We start from the raw sequence: 19,136 nt of genomic DNA on the forward strand, positions 1-19,136 counted from the left end.
AAACCTAAAATGGGAAAACCGCGATCTCTGCCTTTGTGTCTGGATCCCCCCCTCTACGGCCTGCCGAGCCGAGTGTGACCGGATTTGCAGCCCTTAAGGCGCGCCACGTGCTGTTGGCCTTCTTGGTGATCAACCTGGGGGTAGGCTTGGGAGCCATCGCCTTGGCCCAGCTGTTTCATCTCCCATCTGACGATCCTCTGCTGGCCGACTTTGTCTATTGCGCTACATTTGTCCTCACCTGTATCTGGAGCTGGCGACGGGGGCAGCAAGCCCATCTGCAGATGAGACGGCTGTGGGGCAACTGGCGGGCTGCTATTCCTTGGGGATCCCTGCTGCGGGTGGTGCCGGCTTTGGTAGTGCTCTCCATCGGCACAACTTTACTGATGATCTACCTGATATCTTGGCTTGCACCAGAGCTGGCGGAGTCGATGCTGCACTCACTGGGGGAAGAGGATAGGGAAACGGCCTGGCCGCAGATGTATCAGGGGTTGCGCTGGCTCTCGATTGGGGTGGTGGCCCCCATAACGGAGGAGTGGCTGTTTCGCGGCATCTTGCTACACCGCTGGGGCCTCAAGTGGGGCCTCTCCAGAGGTCTGCTGGCTTCTTCTGGGGTATTTGGCCTGCTGCACCCCAACCCCGTCGGGTTGACGGTGTTCGGCCTGGTGATGGGCCTGTTCTACCTGCAGACCCGCTCCCTGACCTTGCCTGTCTTGGCTCATGCCTTGAACAATCTCTTGGCTTTAGCGCTGGGATCCCTAGGAGGGGGAAGGATGGAACCAGCTGATCCAGTCGGGGCTTTCCACCTCTACTTTGGCCTGTTCTGTCTGGGGATAGCTGGGTTCATTTTGGTTCCCTTCGTCCGCTTCCATTGGCCGGAGCGTGGGGCTTGCTTGCCCTATTTCCTGAACCGCTGAGTATTGACTTCCTCACACTTTCCCTCCTGTCTGACGGACTTGTCTGACAGAAGAGCGCTGCCGTGGGATCCCCATGGGAAGTAGCGGAGGTTTGATTGATAAGGAATGCAAAGAAAACGCCAAAAACTGTCACTCGATCTCGGGAAAAAGCTGTGTGGATGGGGATATCCTGAAATAGGCAGCAACAGATTCCAGTGCAAAGTTTAGCTGTGGCTCGCCGGCCGATGGGGTAGTCGTTGGGCCGGGGGTCAGCCCAGAGGGTCAACATGGAAAGGCGGTCTTTTCTGCAAAAACTCCTCCTGGTTGCTGCCGGTCTTGGCCTATCCCCTGGCTGGTTGAGGGGCCGGGCTGAGCGATATGGGCAAGCTTTGGCGGCTGGCTCCCGCAAGCTGGCTGTTCTCATCGGTATTAACCGCTACCTTGGCGAGGGATCCGCGCTACAAGGGTGTTTGACAGATGTGGAGTTGCAGCGGGAGCTACTCCTCTATCGCTTTGGTTTTGACCCGGCAGACATTCTCACCCTTACCGATGGGGCAGCCACGCCGGCTGGGATCCAATCGGCCTTTGCAGAGCACTTGGGGGGTCAAGGTCACACGGCTGAAACGGTAGTGGTGCAGTTTAGCGGCTATGGCCAGTGGCGGCTGGGATCCACGCCCAACTGTTGGCAGCCGGTGCTGCTGTTGTCTGGCTCTGAGGGAGTGGCAGCAATGGAGCTAGACAGCTTTTTCCGGCTTTTGGAAGGCTTGGGCACTGCCCAGATCACCACCCTTCTGGACTGTGGCTTTACCTATGTCTCGCCGTCGGTGCGAGGCAACTTGCAACTGCGTTCCCGTCCCCCAGCCGCGATCTCGGACTCCAAGGACTCCGTCCCGCTGGCGCGATCGGAGCCGCAGCGGGTTTGGCCGTCTCCGCCCAAGGGCTTGCTGATTTCGGCCACCACCCCGCAAGACTTGGCAGCAGAAGCTGCTTGGCCGGGATTCTATGCCGGGGTACTCACCTATCTGCTGACGCAGTACCTGTGGGAAACCACGCCTGCCACCCGTCTGCTGGTGGCCTTTAACCAGGTGGTCAGCCGGCGGGAGCTGGGCCTCTTCGCCTGCCAACGCCCCACCTTGGAAGGCCAAGACACTGCTCGACACATCCATCCCTATTTTCTCATGCCCACACCGGCAGGGGTCAGCGGGGTAGTCCAAGAAGTGAAGGGAAATCGGGCTCAGGTGTGGTTGGGCGGGATCCCATCGGCGGCCCTGTGTGGTTTGCAGCCGGGTACTCTTTTGGTTCCCATTCCCGCCGATCCTTCCGCCTCTTCGCCGACGCCGCTGCTCATGCGTTCTCGCAGTGGGCTGTTGGCTCAGGTTCAGATGGCCAGTCCGGAAGGGCAGCTTCCCCCTGTGGGCACACCTTTGCGGGAGCAGCTGCGCGGCCTCTCCAGCACGCTCAAGCTTTTGGTTGGCCTAGAGGAGAACCTGGGCCGCATTGAAAAGGTGGATCTGACCAATGCCATTGCCGGCTACAGCTGGATGGAAACGGCCAACCCCCGCGAGCGACAGGTGGACTGTTTGTTGGGCCGCATCACCCCGGAAATGGCCACTGCTTTTAGGACTCCGTCCCGCTGGCGCGAACGGTCGGATACCCTGCTCAAGCCTCTGGAAGTGAACAGCTACAGCCTGTTCTGGCCGGGGCGAGAATTGCTCCTGAATTCTTGTGGCCCGGCAGGAGAAGCCGCAGCAATGGCCGTCCAGCGGTTAGCTCCCCGTCTTGCCCATCTGCTGGCTGCCAAACGTTTGCGCACCACCCTCAATGCGGTTTCCTCTTCCTTGGCAGTGGTGGCGGAGTTGGCTGTCAAAGGTGAAGCTGCCAATCGCGCCAGCGGGACGGAGTCCTTAGCTCCCTCGTTGGCGGCACGCCTTGTCCAGTCCGCAACTTCCGCTCCTGCTGAGGTGGGTATGCAACGGTTTATGCGGGGGGATCCCTTGCATCTCACCCTTTGCAACAACAGCGATCAGCATCTGTTCGGCTACCTGTTGCTGATCGACCCGACCGGACAACTGCACCTGCTGGCCCCCCTGCCTCAGGACAACTTCACCACACCTCTTCGCTTGGAAGCCAAGAGCAGTTTAACTTTGCCACCCTTGCCGGAGGTCGATGGCGAGCTGCGCTCTGCTGTGAGCTCTGACTTGCTCACCTGTCATGCCCAAGGGCTGACGGAGCTGTTGTTTGTGGCCAGCACCCGCCCCCTGTCCGCCAGCTTGGAAGCCCTCAAGGCTATGGCCCGCAAACTGGGGGTAGCCCGTTCGCCGATGTTGCTCAATGGGCCGCTGGAATGGACGCAAACGCTCCTCGAGGAGTTGACTCAGCGTGCCTCCGATCGCGCCAGCGGGACGGAGTCCTTAGGGGATCCCGACTTGCGTTGGCTGGATCCCGCCCAATCCATCACCCTTTCCCTTACCTATTTGCTGGTTTAGCTCAGCAGCAGGGCAAACAAGCCACAGAGGGCAATACCATCGAAAACCCCGGCCCCGCCAATGCTGAGAATGCCTGAGCAATTGCGCCGCAACACCTCCGGCAAGTGCAGGAGATCCGCCCCGATAAGGGTACCCAAAACCCCGCCGGCAAAGGCCACCGCTGGCGCCTGATCCCCAGCCCAGAACAAAGCGGCCAAGGCTGCTGTAGCTGGGGCAATTAGAGGATTCATCTGAATGCCGATCGCGCCAGCGGGACGGAGTCCTTTGCCGGGCACCACGTGGGAAGCATAGTAGCTGACCAAGGTTACCAGCGCCGTTACCGCCAGGATCAGCACGCTATCGGCCCGCCCAAATTGGTATAGGGCCAAGAGCACCGGGATCAGCCCCCCGCCCACGTTTAAGGCAATCACCGTCTCCTGGGAAAGCTTGGTCAAAGGGATCCCCCAGAACTGCCGCATCCACAAGCTAGCTAGGTCTTCTACCAGCGTCACCTCGCATTTCACCCGATAGAGGAGAATATTGACCGAGCTGCCCACCAGGATGGCCAGCAGCAGTAACAGCGCTCCCTCCCGCGAGAACCCCAGCTTTCCCACCGCCAGCGCCACCACATCCACTGCCAGCCCCAGCCAGAGGAAAGGCAGCAGCAACACCAGCATGAAAAACAACAGCAGCGAGACCGGCAGGTAGAACATGGCAGGGATCCCAACTTTTCTTCAGCCTATCAGGACTCGGTTCAACTTTTCTCAGCTGCGTGCCCCCTGAGAAAGTTAGGTTTGCAACTAAACTTTATTCGTTTCAGGATCTCAAAGGCCAAAAATGAGGTTGCGAATATCCCGATCGCGTTAGCGGGACGGAGTCCTTGAAATATTGCGGCCAGCCCTCCAGTCGCCAGGAGTTTTAGCCATAACGATTTGATAGCGCGGATCTCCATAAAACCGAATTTTGATGTGATTAGATTCTTCAACAGTCTCGAAGCAAAGGTCGCGCAGATACTGTTCAGTATGAATGTTCCACTTGCGGTAGTCTCTGAAGATGTAGCCCTACAGGACAGGCCGGCAGAGGTGCTGCAGATCCTGGGCTAGGCATGGCCCGCTACTACGGGAATGGGGGGATGCCTGCTGGCGAGACTCCGCCACACCAGGGATCCCAGCCCAACAGCCACTCTGGTCGCAGGGACGCCGTTCCCCAAGGCGCGGCAAACGAGCCCCAGCAGGACAGACCACAGCAAAACAACCAATACCCACAAGACTAGACCCAACAGCGGGCCCGCCAAGCCTGCTTCCAGATTGGTCAAAAACTGAAGGCCACCATCACCAACATCAAGGGCAACGAAGTTACTTTCCAGATTTGAAGATATCAGAGAAGATAGCAGAATCGGCAAAGTCCAGCTGCTCTGGGCGCAAAGCAAGACAGAGCTCTCGAAAAATTTGAGTTAACCGCCTATCATGCAGACCATCATCATGACTGTGGGCACCTCCTTGCTCACCAACCTTGACAAAGACCTGCAGCCGCAGCGCCCCTGGGTGGGACAAAAAACCATCGGGGATCCGGAGCAAGCGCTGGCCTGGATGAAAAGAACCGATCTGGAGCTGATCAGCGCCGATCGCGCCAGCGGGACGGAGTCCTTAACCAACACCTACTACCGCCTGGATCCCACCCCCGGCGATGCTTTGGTTCTGCTGCACTCCGCAATGGGCTGGAGTGTGCCCGGATTTTGAAGCTCTTCTTTGAAAGAGAACTGGGCCAACAACAGGTTTCTCTGGTGCCCCTTCCCGGCATCGACTACGAGCTAGAGGGATCCTCTCTGGAGCGGATGGCCGAGCTGTTGAAACAGTTGGCAGAGAGCGCCAAGGGGATCGTCACCTTTGCCGCCACCGGTGGGTTCAAAGCCCAAGCCATGATCATGGCTGTGGTGGGCAGCCAATTGGGGATCCCAGTTTGCTACATCCATGAGCAATACAAGTCTTTGGTCTACCTGCCCTACCTACAGCCGGAAGTTCAGCCCCGGATCCCTCGGGCAGGTCTTCCCGATCGCGCCAGCGGGACGGAGTCCTTTTCAGGCCGACCTCGCTCCGAAGTCATCCAGCTGCAGGTCGACAGCAGCCACCACCGTCCTCGCAGCTGGGTCAAGGTGGAAAAACTCCTGCGAGACATTCCCTGGGTGGATCTGGTCCGCTACGACCCGCACGCTTACTCTGCCCCCAAAAACAGCCTCAAAGCTGCAAACCGCAAAACAGAGGACGGCCGCCACATTCTGTGGATCCACCTCCACGAGAGCCAGGACACCCACCTTGCTGTCAGGGTAGAGACCACCGGTTACACCCCTGAGCACCTGGAGCAGGCCGCCGCTGAGTTGCGGGAGCGCTTGGGTCGTCTGGTGTGAGTTCCCCCCAGGGAAGGAACAGGCCAAGATCCACCCCCGGCCTTTCGCGAGGTGAGCGCGGGGCATTTTGTGGCTTGTCACCTGGTGCCCTAGGTAGCCCTCAAGGGATCCCGGCCACGCCGGTTTGGCGGGCAGCCTGGATTACCGCAGCGGCCACCTGAGGAACCACCCGCCCGTCGAAGACCGAGGGGATGATCCACTGGGGATCCAACTCTTCGGCAGGGATCAAGGCAGCAATGGCCTGAGCGGCAGCCACACACATCTCGGTGTTGATCTGCTTGGCGCGGCAGTCGAGGGCGCCGCGAAACACGCCCGGAAAGGCCAGCACGTTGTTGATTTGGTTGGGGTAGTCGCTGCGGCCCGTGGCCATCACTGCCACCCGATTGCCCACCAGCTCCGGCTGGATCTCGGGCACCGGGTTGGCCAGGGCAAAGACGATGGGATCCGGTGCCATTTTTTCTACCATCTCCACTGTCAGGGCATTGGCCACGCTCACCCCAATAAACACATCCGCTCCCACCAAGGCTTCCGCCAGGGATCCCTTCTCCTCGACGGCAATGGCCGCCTTCTCGGGGGTGAGATCGGAACGGGAGCGGCTAAGGATCCCTTGGCGGTCGCAGACCAGGATGTGGGCTGCCCCGGCCCGCCGCAGCAGTTGCGTCACGGCAATGCCGGCTGCCCCGGCCCCGTTGAGGACAATGCGCACCTCGTCTAGGCTCTTTTTCACCACTTTCAGGGCATTCAGCAGCGCCGCCAGCACCACAATGGCGGTGCCGTGCTGATCGTCGTGAAACACCGGCAGGTTGAGGCGGGCCTTGAGCTGAGACTCAATGGCAAAGCAGCGAGGGGCGCTGATGTCTTCCAGGTTAAAGCCGCCAAATCCCGGCGCCAGGCGCACCACCGTCTCTACAATTTCCCCCACCTCCTGAGTGGCCAGGCACAGAGGAAAGGCATCGATATCGGCAAAGCGCTTGAACAGCGCCGCCTTCCCCTCCATCACCGGCAAAGCTGCCTCCGGGCCGACATTCCCCAAGCCCAGCACCGCACTGCCATCGGTTACAATGCCTACACTGTTGCCCTTGATGGTGTACTCATAGACCGCGGCGGGGTTGGCAGCAATTTCTAGGGAAACCCGCCCCACCCCCGGCGTGTAGGCCATGGCCAGATCGGCGGCGCTCTCCAGGGGGCTTTTGGCCACCACCTGCAGCTTTCCCCCGCGGTGCAGCTCAAAGGTGCGGTCCACCACCCGCTCCACCTTCACATTGGCCAAGGAGGCAACGGCGGTGTAAATTTGCTGAGCATGCTCGCTGCTGACGGCATCTACACAGATTTCTCGCACCGTTTCTGCTGCCGATTGGTGGATGAGATCGATCTGGCTGAGGCTGCCTCCCACTTCCGCAATGGCCTGGGTGACGCGGGCTAGGGCTCCCGGCTGGTTGAGCAGGCGAATGCGCAGGGCAATGCTATAGCTAGAGCTGGGGGTAAGTTTTGTCATAGCTCCCTATGGTAGACGAAAAATCCGCTTCCGACTTGCACACCCTGGCCAACTGGCTGGAGGGCTACTACAGCAACCGCACCCAGGCGATGGCAGAGCCGGTGTGGTTTGTGCCGGTCAGCCTTTGGTACGTGCGCCTTCCCCACCTGTTCTCGGAGGGGATCGGCTTTTTTACCGAGCAATTTAACCAGCACACGCCGGGCCAGTTTTATCGCAGCCGGGTGCTCCAGGTATTGGGGGATCCCTTGCGGATCGAGAACTACAAATTGCGGGATCAAGCAGCTTGGGCAGGTGCCTCTCAGGATCCGCAGCGCTTGGCGCAGCTCTCCTTGGCCGACCTGGAGCATTTGCCCGGTTGTCGCATTTTGGTGGAAAAGCGCCCAGACTGCTACCACGGCGAAATGCTGCCAGGTGGAGAATGTCGTCTGAACCCCGGGGATAGCACCTATATCCACATCGAGTTCGACCTCACCCCCAGCGAATTCATCACCTGGGATCGGGGCTTTGACGCCGCCACTGGCCAACAAACCTGGGGATCCCGCGCCGGACCCTACCGCTACCAAAAAGGGATCCCACCGGCTCCTCTTCAGGTCTGAACCTTCAAAACAGGAAGGGAAACAGATCTCGAAACCCTTTGCGCAGCCTGAGCAAAAAGATCAGCCGCTCCACCTCTGGAGAGACAGATCCGGTTTCGGGCCGAGCTGCCAAGGCTTCCTGGAGTTCTAGAGCTTCGGCGGCGGTGAGGGGCTGATTATCGACCGGAGAGCGAGCCCGCAAATCTGGCTGGGCCCGCAACACCTCTTCCGGGATCTCATCGGCAGGGGGCAGTGCCCAAGCTTCCGGCCAAAGCAGCAGCAGACCCGCGCAGCAGCCCAGTCCTGCACTCCAGAGCCGTTGGCCCATCCGACCGGTTCTCCTAGCGTTGTCCACTGAACTCCACCCCTTGAAGGGATCCCTCCCAACCTTTCCCAACCCCTCGACCTGTTGCTGGGGGAAAGGGGGGGATCCCTTTAGCTGGCCATGGCTTCCGAGCGCTCTTGGATCACCCGATCCACGATGCCGTAAGCCTGAGCTTCCGTGGCCGAGAGGTAAAAGTCTCGCTCCACATCCCGCTCGATTTTCTCCAGCGGTTGGCCGGTGGTTTGCGCCAAGATCTCGTTCATGCGTCGTTTGACTCGCAGAGTTTCGCGGGCGCGAATTTCAATGTCGCTGGCTTGGCCTTGGATCGTGCCCAGCGAAGGCTGGTGCAGCATGATGCGGGAGTGGGGCAGGGCAAACCGCTTGCCCTTGGTGCCAGCAGCCAACAAAAAGGCTCCCATTGAAGCTGCTTGGCCCACGCAAACCGTAACGATATCTGGCTTGATGTGGTTCATGGTGTCGTAGATGGCCATGCCCGCCGTCACAGAGCCACCGGGAGAATTGATGTACATCACAATGTCCTTTTGCGGATCCTGCGAGTTGAGGTAGAGCATCACCCCCACGATGGTATTGGCCAAGCTATCGTCAATGGGCTCGCCGATAAACAAAATCCGCTCTTGGTACAGGCGATCGTCAAGGCTAATCCACTGGCTATAGGGCTCGCCGGGCAAACGGTAGGGAACCCGAGGCACTCCAATCGGCATAAGTTTCTCCTGGCAAAGTATGAAACACAGAACGACGCGCTTGTAAGATATCTTCCGCGCTCAAATCCAGCTGGGGCAAAACCGAGGAAACAATGCGTCCAGATCCAGTTTTGACCTCGCCTTCGTATTCTCCGCCAACCCAGCGCACCGCGGAAACGGACTGCTTGGCTGGATCCACAATCCAGTATTCCGGGATCCCACGGGCAGCGTAATCTTTGCGCTTGTCTTGATAATCGTGTTTTTCATTGTCTACTCCGGGGGAAACGACTTCCACCACCAACAGCGGCAGGGGCATGTGCAGGCAAGGATTCCGCAACCGTTTCCCAGCAAGCTCACATAGCGGGATGCAAAGCCATCACCTCTGGATTGCGAAACCGAGCCTTGGCTGCGGGCACTTCGACCTCAACTTGGCCCAAGCTCAGGCGTTGGATGGGCAAAAACTTGGGCAATTCCGCAACCAGAAACAGCTCAATGAGGGTGTTCATACGCTCCTCGGCTTCCCGAATGGACCCGTCTTCAGGTTCAACCCGTCCTTCATAAAGCCCGTCCGTGAGGCGTAGGTACTCCCCCACCGTCAAAGGCTGTACGGGAACTTGAACCATCGACGGATCCCTCTGCTTCAGTTTTTGGCTGTTGCCAACTTCGGCACGCCTTTGGAACTGGTCAGCACCTGATCGATGAGGCCGTAGGCTTTGGCCTCTTCTGGGGTCATGAAAAACAGCCGCTCCGTGTCCTTCTTGATGCGCTCCATAGGCTGGCCCGTGCTGCGGGACAGTTGCTCCAGCATCATGTTGCGCAAAGTCAGAATCTCGCGGGTGCGAATTTCGATGTCGCTGGCCTGTCCACGGGTGCCCCCATAGGGCTGGTGGAGCACGATCGTGGCATTGGGCAGACTGGCCCGAAATCCTTTGGCTCCTGCTGCCAATAACATGGCCGCCATCCCAATGGCATTGCCGATGCAGATAGTATGCACAGGCGGCTTGATGTAGTTCATGGTGTCCAGAATGGCAAAGGCCGCTGTGTCGTAGTTATAGGTGCCCGTCGAGTTGATGTACATCTTGATCGGCTTTTCCCGATCCTCGTACTGCAGATACAGCAGTTGCTCGATGATCAGCTTGGTGACGTTGGCATTCGACTCCTCTGCAAGGGGCAAGCCCAGGTAGACAATGCGCTCCTGCAGCAGCAGCGAAGCCAAATCTGGGGGTGGGGTACGAACCGGAGCGCCGCCATAGTAGTAGTAGGTCGATTGCACCATGCCAGAGATCTCCTACGCCTGGGTCTGTTCAACTGAAAAACACCAGAAAAACAACACTTGAGGACCACAAGGGATCCGCAGCATCCCAACGGATCCCTTGCAGTCTGAGGACCTCTCAAAGCCAGCTTTACTCCGCCCCTTGAGGCAAGAGAACCCGCTCCGGCTCCGTGACCAGCACCTTGGGCTTGCGCTCCTCATCCACATCGATGAGCACCTCCGATCCCTCCCGGACATGCCCAGTCAGGATCTCTTCCGCCAGGATGTCTTCCAGCAGGCGTTGGATGGCGCGGCGCAGCGGGCGTGCCCCGTAGCTGGGGTTATACCCCTCCTCCACCACCAAGTCTTTGAAGCGGTCGCTGACCGTAAGGCGGATTTTCTTCTCCGTCATGCGGTCAAACACTTCCTTGAGCAGGATGTCGGCAATCTGCTTCACCTCATCCTTGGTCAGTTGCCGGAAGACGATGATCTCGTCCACGCGGTTGAGGAACTCCGGACGGAAGTACTGCTTCAGCTCCTCATTCACCAGGTTGCGGATGCGGTTGTAGTTGGCATCCTCGTCGTTGGTGTTGAACTCGAAGCCGAGGCTGCCGCCGCCCTTCTCGATGACCTTCGAGCCGATGTTAGAGGTCATCACGATCAGGGTGTTCTTGAAGTCCACCGTGCGGCCTTTGGCATCGGTCAGGCGGCCATCCTCCAGGATTTGCAGCAATAGGTTAAACACATCCGGGTGCGCCTTCTCGATCTCATCGAAAAGCACCACCGTGTAGGGGCGACGCCGCACCGCCTCGGTGAGCTGACCCCCCTCGTTGTAGCCCACATAGCCCGGCGGGGATCCGATCAGCTTGCTGACCGTGTGCCGCTCCATGTATTCCGACATGTCGAGGCGGATCATGGCCGACTCGGAGCCGAAGAAGTAGGCTGCCAAAGCCTTGGTCAGCTCGGTTTTGCCCACCCCTGTTGGGCCGGAGAAGATGAAGCTGGCGATGGGGCGGTTGGGATTTTTCAGCCCCACCCGAGCGCGGCGGATGGCCCGGGAGATGGCCCGCACCGCTTCGTCTTGGCCGATGATGCGCTGGTGCAGGGTTTCTTCCATGTTCAGCAGCTTCACTGACTCGCTCTCGGTCAGCTTGGCCACCGGCACCCCCGTCCAGGCGCTGACCACTTGGGCCACGTCCTCTTCGGTTACCTCGGGCATTTCGCTGCGGCTGCTCTCCTCGGCTTTTTTGGCAGCGGCAATGGCGCGGATCTGCTGCTTGATCTCCATCTCCCGATCCCGCAGCTCACCAGCCTTGTCGAAGTTCTGGGCCCGCACCGCAGCGTCTTTCTCCTTGAGCACTCGCCGCAACTCTTGATCCAGCTCCCGGGCCGCCGGGGGCAGTTGAGAGTTGATCAGGCGCACCCGCGAAGCAGCCTCGTCGATCAAATCGATGGCCTTATCCGGCAGGAAGCGGTCGGAGATGTACTGGTCGGCCAGCTTGGCGGCTGCATCCAAGGCCGCATCGGAGATCTTCAGCTTGTGGTGCTGCTCGTAGCGCTCCCGCAAGCCAAACAGGATCTCGATGGTCTCGGAGACCGTCGGCTCGCCCACCATGATGGGCTGGAAGCGGCGCTCCAGAGCAGCATCCCGCTCGATGTGCTTGCGGTACTCATCCAGGGTGGTGGCGCCGATGCACTGCAGCTCGCCGCGGGCCAAAGCAGGCTTGAGGATGTTGGCGGCATCAATCGCCCCTTCGGCAGCCCCGGCCCCGATCAGGGTATGCACCTCGTCGATGACCAGGATGATGTTGCCGGCATTGCGGATCTCATCCATGATTTTCTTGAGGCGCTCTTCAAACTCGCCGCGGTACTTGGTGCCGGCCACCAGCAAGCCAATATCCAGGCTGATCACCCGCTTGTCGGCCAAAATATCCGGCACATCCCCCTGCACGATGCGCTGGGCCAAACCCTCGGCGATGGCGGTTTTGCCTACCCCCGGCTCGCCAATGAGGACGGGGTTGTTCTTGGTGCGGCGGCCCAGGATCTGGATCACCCGCTCGATCTCCCGCGTCCGACCGACCACCGGATCCAGCTTGCCCTCCTGGGCCAGTTGGGTGAGGTTGGAGCCGAATTCGTCCAGGGTGGGCGTTTTGGTGCGGCTGGAGGATCCCCCCCCCGCCGTCACTTCGGCGGTCTCGCCCAACATGCGGATCACCTGGGTGCGCACCTTGGAGAGATCCACCCCCAGGTTTTCCAAAACGCGGGCTGCCACCCCTTCCCCTTCTCGGATTAGGCCCAGGAGCAGGTGCTCAGTGCCGATGTAGTTGTGGCCGAGCTGGCGGGCCTCTTCTAGAGAGAGTTCCAGCACTCGCTTGGCGCGGGGAGTGAAAGGGATCTCGACGGCCACAAAACCGGATCCCCGACCGATGATTTTCTCGACCTCAATACGGGCGTCCTTCAAGTTCACTCCCATGGACTTGAGAACTTTGGCGGCGACCCCAGTGCCCTCGCCGATTAACCCCAACAAAATTTGCTCGGTGCCAACGAAATTGTGACCTAACCGTCTGGCTTCTTCTTGGGCCAGCATGATCACCTTGATGGCTTTTTCTGTAAAGCGTTCAAACATGATCCTCGGGCTCCCTACGCCTGCATCAAGGCGGACTTGATAGGGGTAATCCTAGCACAAGTTCAGGCGAAACCAAGGGACGGTAAATACCCCAGACGGAAGCTGTCTGGGGCCAAAACGCGCCTGGAGAGATTTGAACTCCCGACACCGTGGTCCGTAGCCACGTGCTCTAGTCCACTGAGCTACAGGCGCAAGAGGGGCGGGCCAACCACGGTTGACTGTCTGTCCATACTATCTGTCCATAGTTACTCAGATACTATCCAGTACTATCCAGAGACAGAGATGGACATCTATCAATGTGGCTTAGGCATTCTAGCACAAGAGCGTTCTTTGGAAAGTCCAGCGGGGGTGTAGATATCCGCCAGCGTTAACATTGCCCTTGCCAAGGTTGCCGGACTTCTCCCCCCACTTCGAGGCCGGCTTGGGGGCTGGTGGTCTTGATCACCGGCGTCCAGACTTGGCCGTTGCGCTGCCAAAGCTGCAGGTGCAGATGTCCTGCCAGGGTATCCCGACAGTTGCGCTGCATCCCTTCTGGGCCAGGGGCGAATACAGTTTGGCCAGGCCGTCCCGTGTGCCCTTCCAGCCGAATACACCAGAGGGCGCTCTCTCCCCGGATTCGCCAAGATCCCCAGGGATCCACTTGCCAGGCCAGCCGAGCGGATCCGGGTCGCCATTCCAAAAAGGGCTGGGATCCCCATCCATGCAGGCTGATCAGGGCCACTTCTTCGGGGCGGGTGAGCACCTGCCGCTCAGCTCCGGCACAGGTGAGGCTAAGGCCGGGATGTTGGGGAAAGGCGTTGCACTGGATCCAAAACCAGCGGCGAGGAAAGCTTTGGCCCCAATTTTTTTCGGCGTAGGCGGGAGCCTGCTGAAATGCATAGCGCCTGCCTCTCCACTCCACCCAGCCGGTGGCCAAGCCGTGGCTCATGAGAATCTGCCAGCCCGGCTCAAAGATGGGCAGATAAGACCAGGCTCCCATGGTGGCTCGGGGTGGGATCCCATAGGCAAAACGAGGTTGAATGCGGTAGAGCCAGCGAATAGGCTCAGAGACCAAGGGATCCGGCAAAATCCCCTGATTGAGGTGGGCGGTGTATTGGTAGCCACTGGCGGTGCGCTGGAAGAAGGTGAAGGGATCCTGAAGGCCGCGACAGCCAGGGTCTGGGATCCCTGAGTGCCCCAAGGCCAGATGGGTTGAGCTGGCCCAAAAGCGGCGGGGATTGGGGAAGGTGCGCCAATGCAGCTCCTCCTCTGGCCCCAACACCTGAGCCATGCCCCCACGCTTGGGATCGATGGCGTACATGAAGGCAAAGCTGATGGGCGGATCCCCGGGCAAGGTGACGCGGCTGTACCAGCCCTCAAAAAACCGCTCTGTGCAGCCATCCCAGTGATAGCCGGCATGGGGCAGGGATCCCCAATCTGTTGAGTTGTTTTGCCCAGAGCAAGCCGCCGTTGGAGGAAACGCCATTGAGACCTAAGCCATCGCAACAATGATAAACGGAAGTCTATGCTTACCAAAATAATAATTGTATTGTTTCTATATTTATTTGCCCTTAGGATATCAACCAAGCTGAGATTTAAGGATTTCTTGAGATTTCACGAAGGAAATCCATGGGTCAGGCGACTTGAACCGGAAAGCTTCCATCTTGCCTTCACATATCCTTTCGATGAGGTGAGCATGACGTCACGTCGTAACTTTTTGCTGTCTGCGGGTGCGGCCACCGTGGGTGGACTCGTGAGTGGCAGCTTAGCACGGGCCAGCACAGGCTACTGGGTTGCCCAGGCCAGCGGCCCAGAAACCCCCAATCTCAGGTTAGGCTTTATACCGATTGTGGAGTCTGCCCCCCTGATCATCGCCAAGGAAAAGGGCTTTTTCGACAAGCATGGCATGACCGGTGTAGAGGTGTTGAAGCAGGCCAGTTGGCCGGCAGCCCGTGACAACGTGGTCATCGGCTCAGCAGGTGGGGGCATTGACGGCGGCATGTGGCAGATGCCGATGCCTCACATGATCCACATTGGCGCCATCACCAACAATCAGCCGGTGCGCATGGCAGTTCTGTGTCAGCTGATCACCCAAGGCAACGGGATTGCCATTGCCGGAATGCATGCTGGCAAGGGTTTGGGGCTGGATATCTCGGGAGCCGCGGATTACATCAAAAATTTCAGCGCCAGCAACGGGCGCAAGTTCAAAGCTGCCTATACCTTCCCCAACGCCAATCAAGATTTTTGGATCCGCTACTGGCTTGCCGCCGGGGGGGTGGATCCGGATCAAGACATTGACCTGTTGGCGGTTCCCTCTGCCGAAACGGTGCAGGGAATGCGCAATGGCACCATGGATGCTTTTAGCACGGGGGATCCCTGGCCCTACCGGATTGTGGCCGATGGGATCGGGTTTATGGCGGCTCTTACTCAACAGATTTGGCCCTTTCACCCCGAAGAATACTTGGCCATTCGCGCCGACTGGGTGGAGCAAAACCCCAGAGCCACGCAAGCGGTTTTGATGGCGGTGATGGAAGCGCAGCAATGGTGTGATGATCCGGCCAACCGAGAAGAACTGACACGCATTCTCTCAGGGCGTGCCTACCTGAATGTGCCGGTTGAAGTTCTCACCCCTCCCTTTCAAGGCAACTACGAATTGGGAGACGGCAAGCCAGCTGTTCAAGATTTCAATGCCGGGCCCTTGTACTGGGAAGATGGCCGAGGCAGCGTCTCTTACCCCTATAAGAGCCATGACCTTTGGTTCCTGACGGAATCCTTGCGTTGGGGCTTCCACGCTCGCTTCCTTCCCGATCTGGATACTGCCCGTCGTCTGGTGGATGAAGTGAACCGTGAAGATCTCTGGCGTGAGGCCGCCCAGGCACTGGGGGTGAAGAACATCCCCAACAACACCTCGCGGGGAACAGAGCGTTTCTTTGACGGTGTGGTGTTTGACCCACAGGATCCGCAGGCTTACCTGAACAGCCTGAAAATCAAAAGGGTCTAGCTGAATAGCTTGATTGGGCCAAGTTCCTCACCTTCTTTCGCAGGAAGTCCATGGCTTACCGTTTCCTTGTTCGAATCTCTCGCGCGACAGGGATCCTGCCTACCTGCGGGATCCCACGAGGTCGAAAAAAGCTGTGCCGAGCTTTCTGCCCAAACGATGGAAAGTTGATGGATGCTATGAGCCTCGCACTTTTTGAATAACTTTGAATGCTATGTTGAGGATCGGCTATGTTGGCTCTACTTCACGTTCCGCGCGAACTCTTCAGGGATCCTCCTTTTGAGAGGCCGGCCCGGCCTCGCTGGGACAAGCTCATCCTTTCAATAGCCGTAGGAATCCTGAGTTTTCTGATTGTCGTGAGAGTTTTGTTGAGTTTGCAATCCCTGTGTTTGCCCATCCAAAGAAAAGGCAAGGCCAATCCCAGTTCATGCTCTGTTTCCAACACGTTGTAGAACCCTGCGGCTGGAATGTTCTGAGAGCGCGACAACAGAGAACCTTGTAAAACCCTATCCTCCTCTAGGAGCTATGACGACAACACTTTCTTCTCCGGCAAAATCTGCAACGGCGAAGTTCGATTTGGCGAAGTACCGAGATCAGATTCTCCCCCCTGTGGTGGGTATTGTTGGATTCCTGCTCATCTGGCAGCTCTTGGCCAGTGCCAACCTAATTCGGCTGCCGGGGCCTTGGGATGTGTGGATGGACGAGCGCAGCCGATATCTGATCCTGCATCCTTTGTATCGCAACAGCGACCTCGACCAAGGGCTGCTGCGCCAAACCTTGGCCAGCCTACAAAGGGTGGCCATCGGCTATTGCAGTGCCGCTTTGGTGGGCATCACGTTGGGCATTTTGGTGGGAAGCAGTGTGTGGATCAACCGAGCTTTGGATCCCATTTTCCAATTTTTGCGCATGGTAGCTCCCTTAGCTTGGGTGCCCATTTCCTTGGCTGCTTTGCAACGCAATGAGCCGGCTGCCCTGTTCGTTATTTTTGTTACCTCAATTTGGCCCATTCTCATCAACACGGCTGTGGGGGTGAGACAGATCCCGGAAGACTACATCAACGTCTCCAAAGTGCTCAAGCTCTCCAAAGTGGACTTCTTTTTTAAGGTGTTGCTGCCCTCAGCCCTGCCCTACATGTTCACAGGTCTGCGCATCGGTATTGGCCTGTCTTGGCTGGCGATTATTGCCGCAGAGATTGTGATGTCGGGTGTGCCGGGGATCGGCTTTTTCATCTGGGATGCCTACCAGCAGAACTACGTTACGGAGATCATCGTTGCCGTCATCTACATCGGAGCGGTGGGATTGCTTTTGGATCGCCTGATGTCTGTTTTGCAAAACAAGATAGCCAACCAATGATGTGTTGGATGTGTTGTCAGTATGTGGTTGGTTTGAGGCTAGACGGGTGATAGGTTGGGAGGTTTTCTGTGTCTGTATTGGTCAGTGTGGAGCAGGTGGAAAAATCTTTTGCTCTGCCCGGAGGGCAGGAATACCTTGCCCTGAAAGGGATCGATCTGCAAATCCATCGAGGGGAGTTTGTCTCCTTAATCGGCCACTCCGGCTGTGGCAAATCCACCCTATTGAACATGGTGGCGGGTCTGTCTTTGCCTACGGGGGGGATCGTGGCTTTGGATGGGCATACCATCACCGCTCCCGGCCCCGATCGCATGGTGGTGTTTCAGCATTACTCGCTTTTGCCTTGGCTAACGGTTCGGCAAAACATTGCGCTGGCGGTGAATGCCGTTCTTAAAAACCATTCTCCGGCGGAGCGTCAGCAGATCGTGGAAGAGCACATTGATCTGGTGGGTTTGCGCCATGCCGCAGATAAGCCCCCAGCCCAATTGTCCGGGGGGATGAAGCAGCGGGTGGCCATTGCCCGTGCCCTGGCTTTGCGGCCCAAAGTGTTGTTGTTGGATGAGCCGTTTGGCGCTTTGGACGCGCTCACGCGCGGGAACTTACAAGAGCAGTTGATGCGCATCTGTGAAGAACATCAGATGACCACCCTCATGGTCACCCACGATGTGGACGAAGCGGTTCTTCTGTCAGATCGTGTGGTCATGCTCACCAACGGGCCGGGATCCCGAATTGGGAACATTTTGACCATTGACATTCCTCGGCCCCGCCGTCGGCTGGAGGTGGTCAACCATCCCAGCTACTACAGCTACCGCAGCGAGATCATCTACTTTTTGAACCAACAAAAACGCATCAAGCAATGGCGTGCTCGCCGCAGCACTGTGGTGGCCAAGCATGGCTTGGAAAAGATCAACCTGGAGATTGGCTTTGTGCCCCTCACTGCCTGTGCTCCCTTGGCTGTAGCTAAAGAAAAAGGGTTTTTTGCCAAACACGGCTTGGAAGAAGTGAATTTGGTGCGGGAAACCAGTTGGCGAGGGATCCAAGACGGCATTCGGGAAGGTTATCTGGATGCGGCCCAAATGCCCGCCGGTATGCCGGTGTGGATGTCCTTGGGTGGAGGGGATAACCCGCCTCAGCCGGTGGTTACGGCCCTCACCTTGACCCGCAACGGCAATGCCATCACCTTGCATAAGCGGTTCTACGAGCAAGGGATCCACACCCTCAGCCAGTTGAAGGCTTACATCCTGGATAGTCCCAGCCGTCGGCTTACCTTTGGGGTGGTGCATCCCAGCTCTATGCACAATTTGCTGTTGCGCTATTGGCTGGCAGCCGGCGGGATCCACCCGGATCACGATGTGGTACTGAAAACGCTGCCTCCGGCCCAGATGGTGGCCAACCTGACAGCCGGCAACATCGATGGCTACTGTGTGGGAGAGCCCTGGAATTTGCGGGCAGCCTTAGAGGGCAGTGGCTTTACGGTGGCTACAGATCTGGAGATTTGGCCGGGCCATCCCGGCAAAGTGTTGGGGGTGCGAGAAGATTGGGCCAGAGCCTACCCCAACACCCACATTGCCTTGGTCAAAGCGCTGTTGGAAGCCTGCCGCTACTGTGAAGACCCGGCCCATCACGACGAGATTCGCGAGCTGCTCAGCCGCCGCGCCTACCTGAGCACCGACCCATCCTACATTCATCTGGGGGATCCCCAGCGTCTGATCTGTGACTTGGACAGGCCGATGCGGGAATATGCCCACCACCGCTTCTTTCTGGGAGCCGGCAACCGTCCCAGCCGCACCGAGCATCTGTGGATGATGATCCAAATGGCCCGCTGGGGGGAGCTGCCCTTCCCCCGCAACTGGGTGGAGATCGTGGAGCGGGTATGTCAGGTGGGGGTGTTCAGCACGGCAGCCCGCGAGCTGGGACTGGATGTCTCCTACCAAAGGCAGCCCATTCAGTTGTTCGATGGGATCCCCTTTAATGGTGAGGATCCCCTGGCCTACCTCAACAGCTTGGCGATTAAGCACGATATTTATGTAGCCGAGGTTGCTTTGGATCGTCGTCCTGTGTTGCTCTAGATAC

General features: G+C 58.4%; 17 protein-coding genes and 1 tRNA gene. 8 read left to right on the forward strand and 10 right to left on the reverse strand.

Annotation, left to right across the window (positions count from 1 at the left end; all coding sequences use genetic code 11):
• Window positions 1–74 precede the first annotated feature (74 nt).
• Together ACVWXW_RS03880 and ACVWXW_RS03885 are read left to right on the forward strand one after the other, a co-directional pair.
• Window positions 75–914: a CPBP family intramembrane glutamic endopeptidase gene (locus tag ACVWXW_RS03880; protein ID WP_414332120.1), complete on the forward strand. Its 840-nt coding sequence runs from the start codon at window positions 75–77 to the stop codon at window positions 912–914.
• A gap of 266 nt (window positions 915–1,180) precedes the next feature.
• On the forward strand, window positions 1,181–3,379 hold the full coding sequence (locus ACVWXW_RS03885) for a caspase family protein (protein ID WP_457402881.1): 2,199 nt from the start codon (window positions 1,181–1,183) through the stop codon (window positions 3,377–3,379).
• On the opposite strand, the gene ACVWXW_RS03890 is transcribed toward ACVWXW_RS03885, so the two are convergent.
• Window positions 3,376–4,071, reverse strand: a complete 696-nt coding sequence (locus ACVWXW_RS03890; protein ID WP_457402882.1) for a DUF1614 domain-containing protein — start codon at window positions 4,069–4,071, stop codon at window positions 3,376–3,378. The genes ACVWXW_RS03885 and ACVWXW_RS03890 overlap by 4 nt on opposite strands.
• A gap of 768 nt (window positions 4,072–4,839) precedes the next feature.
• Here ACVWXW_RS03890 and ACVWXW_RS03895 point away from each other — a divergent pair.
• Window positions 4,840–5,097, forward strand: coding sequence for a hypothetical protein (locus ACVWXW_RS03895; protein ID WP_238376877.1), 258 nt, complete (start codon window positions 4,840–4,842; stop codon window positions 5,095–5,097).
• Window positions 5,094–5,762, forward strand: coding sequence for a putative CRISPR-associated protein (locus ACVWXW_RS03900; RefSeq protein WP_457402884.1), 669 nt, complete (start codon window positions 5,094–5,096; stop codon window positions 5,760–5,762). Before ACVWXW_RS03895 ends, ACVWXW_RS03900 begins: the two co-directional genes overlap by 4 nt.
• 100 nt (window positions 5,763–5,862) lie before the next feature.
• Here the strand turns inward: ACVWXW_RS03900 and ACVWXW_RS03905 are convergent, their stop codons facing one another.
• A complete protein-coding gene (locus ACVWXW_RS03905) occupies window positions 5,863–7,257 on the reverse strand; it encodes a malic enzyme-like NAD(P)-binding protein (protein WP_011432260.1) in 1,395 nt (464 codons plus the stop codon).
• An 8-nt stretch (window positions 7,258–7,265) separates the two neighbouring features.
• Between ACVWXW_RS03905 and ACVWXW_RS03910 the strand changes: the two genes are divergently transcribed.
• Entirely contained in the window at window positions 7,266–7,853 is a 588-nt protein-coding gene (locus tag ACVWXW_RS03910; protein ID WP_011432259.1) for a chromophore lyase CpcT/CpeT, read from the forward strand.
• A 4-nt stretch (window positions 7,854–7,857) separates the two neighbouring features.
• Here ACVWXW_RS03910 and ACVWXW_RS03915 read toward each other — a convergent pair whose 3' ends face one another.
• The 8 genes from ACVWXW_RS03915 to ACVWXW_RS03950 all read right to left on the reverse strand — a co-directional run bounded on the left by ACVWXW_RS03915 (window position 7,858) and on the right by ACVWXW_RS03950 (window position 14,201).
• Window positions 7,858–8,160 (reverse strand): hypothetical protein, encoded by a 303-nt coding sequence (locus ACVWXW_RS03915; protein WP_457402886.1) that lies wholly within the window; start codon window positions 8,158–8,160, stop codon window positions 7,858–7,860.
• A gap of 107 nt (window positions 8,161–8,267) precedes the next feature.
• Window positions 8,268–8,879, reverse strand: coding sequence for an ATP-dependent Clp protease proteolytic subunit (locus ACVWXW_RS03920; RefSeq protein WP_011432257.1), 612 nt, complete (start codon window positions 8,877–8,879; stop codon window positions 8,268–8,270).
• Window positions 8,827–9,174, reverse strand: a complete 348-nt coding sequence (locus ACVWXW_RS03925; protein ID WP_414418101.1) for a Uma2 family endonuclease — start codon at window positions 9,172–9,174, stop codon at window positions 8,827–8,829. The genes ACVWXW_RS03920 and ACVWXW_RS03925 overlap by 53 nt, the downstream gene beginning before the upstream one ends.
• Window positions 9,175–9,211: 37 nt before the next feature.
• Window positions 9,212–9,481 (reverse strand): hypothetical protein, encoded by a 270-nt coding sequence (locus ACVWXW_RS03930; RefSeq protein ID WP_457402888.1) that lies wholly within the window; start codon window positions 9,479–9,481, stop codon window positions 9,212–9,214.
• Window positions 9,482–9,498: 17 nt separating this feature from the next.
• The gene (locus ACVWXW_RS03935; RefSeq protein WP_414349574.1) at window positions 9,499–10,134 is read right to left on the reverse strand and encodes an ATP-dependent Clp protease proteolytic subunit; all 636 of its coding nucleotides are present in this window, start codon (window positions 10,132–10,134) and stop codon (window positions 9,499–9,501) included.
• Between the two features lie 127 nt (window positions 10,135–10,261).
• Window positions 10,262–12,736 carry an ATP-dependent Clp protease ATP-binding subunit gene (locus ACVWXW_RS03940; RefSeq protein ID WP_011432255.1) on the reverse strand — a complete coding sequence of 825 codons (2,475 nt, stop codon included), beginning with the start codon at window positions 12,734–12,736 and terminating at the stop codon, window positions 10,262–10,264.
• 118 nt (window positions 12,737–12,854) lie between these two features.
• A tRNA-Arg gene (locus tag ACVWXW_RS03945) sits at window positions 12,855–12,928 on the reverse strand.
• 175 nt (window positions 12,929–13,103) lie between these two features.
• Window positions 13,104–14,201 carry a tocopherol cyclase family protein gene (locus ACVWXW_RS03950; protein WP_457402891.1) on the reverse strand — a complete coding sequence of 366 codons (1,098 nt, stop codon included), beginning with the start codon at window positions 14,199–14,201 and terminating at the stop codon, window positions 13,104–13,106.
• 204 nt (window positions 14,202–14,405) lie between these two features.
• Here ACVWXW_RS03950 and ACVWXW_RS03955 point away from each other — a divergent pair, with 204 nt between their 5' ends.
• The 3 genes from ACVWXW_RS03955 (at window position 14,406) to ACVWXW_RS03965 (ending at window position 19,132) form a co-directional block, all read left to right on the forward strand.
• Window positions 14,406–15,716: a CmpA/NrtA family ABC transporter substrate-binding protein gene (locus tag ACVWXW_RS03955; protein WP_457402893.1), complete on the forward strand. Its 1,311-nt coding sequence runs from the start codon at window positions 14,406–14,408 to the stop codon at window positions 15,714–15,716.
• 522 nt (window positions 15,717–16,238) lie between these two features.
• A complete protein-coding gene (gene ntrB / locus ACVWXW_RS03960; protein ID WP_457402895.1) occupies window positions 16,239–17,066 on the forward strand; it encodes a nitrate ABC transporter permease in 828 nt (275 codons plus the stop codon).
• Between the two features lie 68 nt (window positions 17,067–17,134).
• Window positions 17,135–19,132 (forward strand): nitrate ABC transporter ATP-binding protein, encoded by a 1,998-nt coding sequence (locus tag ACVWXW_RS03965; protein WP_457402897.1) that lies wholly within the window; start codon window positions 17,135–17,137, stop codon window positions 19,130–19,132.
• Window positions 19,133–19,136: the final 4 nt, after the last annotated feature.

The organism is Thermostichus sp. MS-CIW-30 (assembly GCF_054058015.1).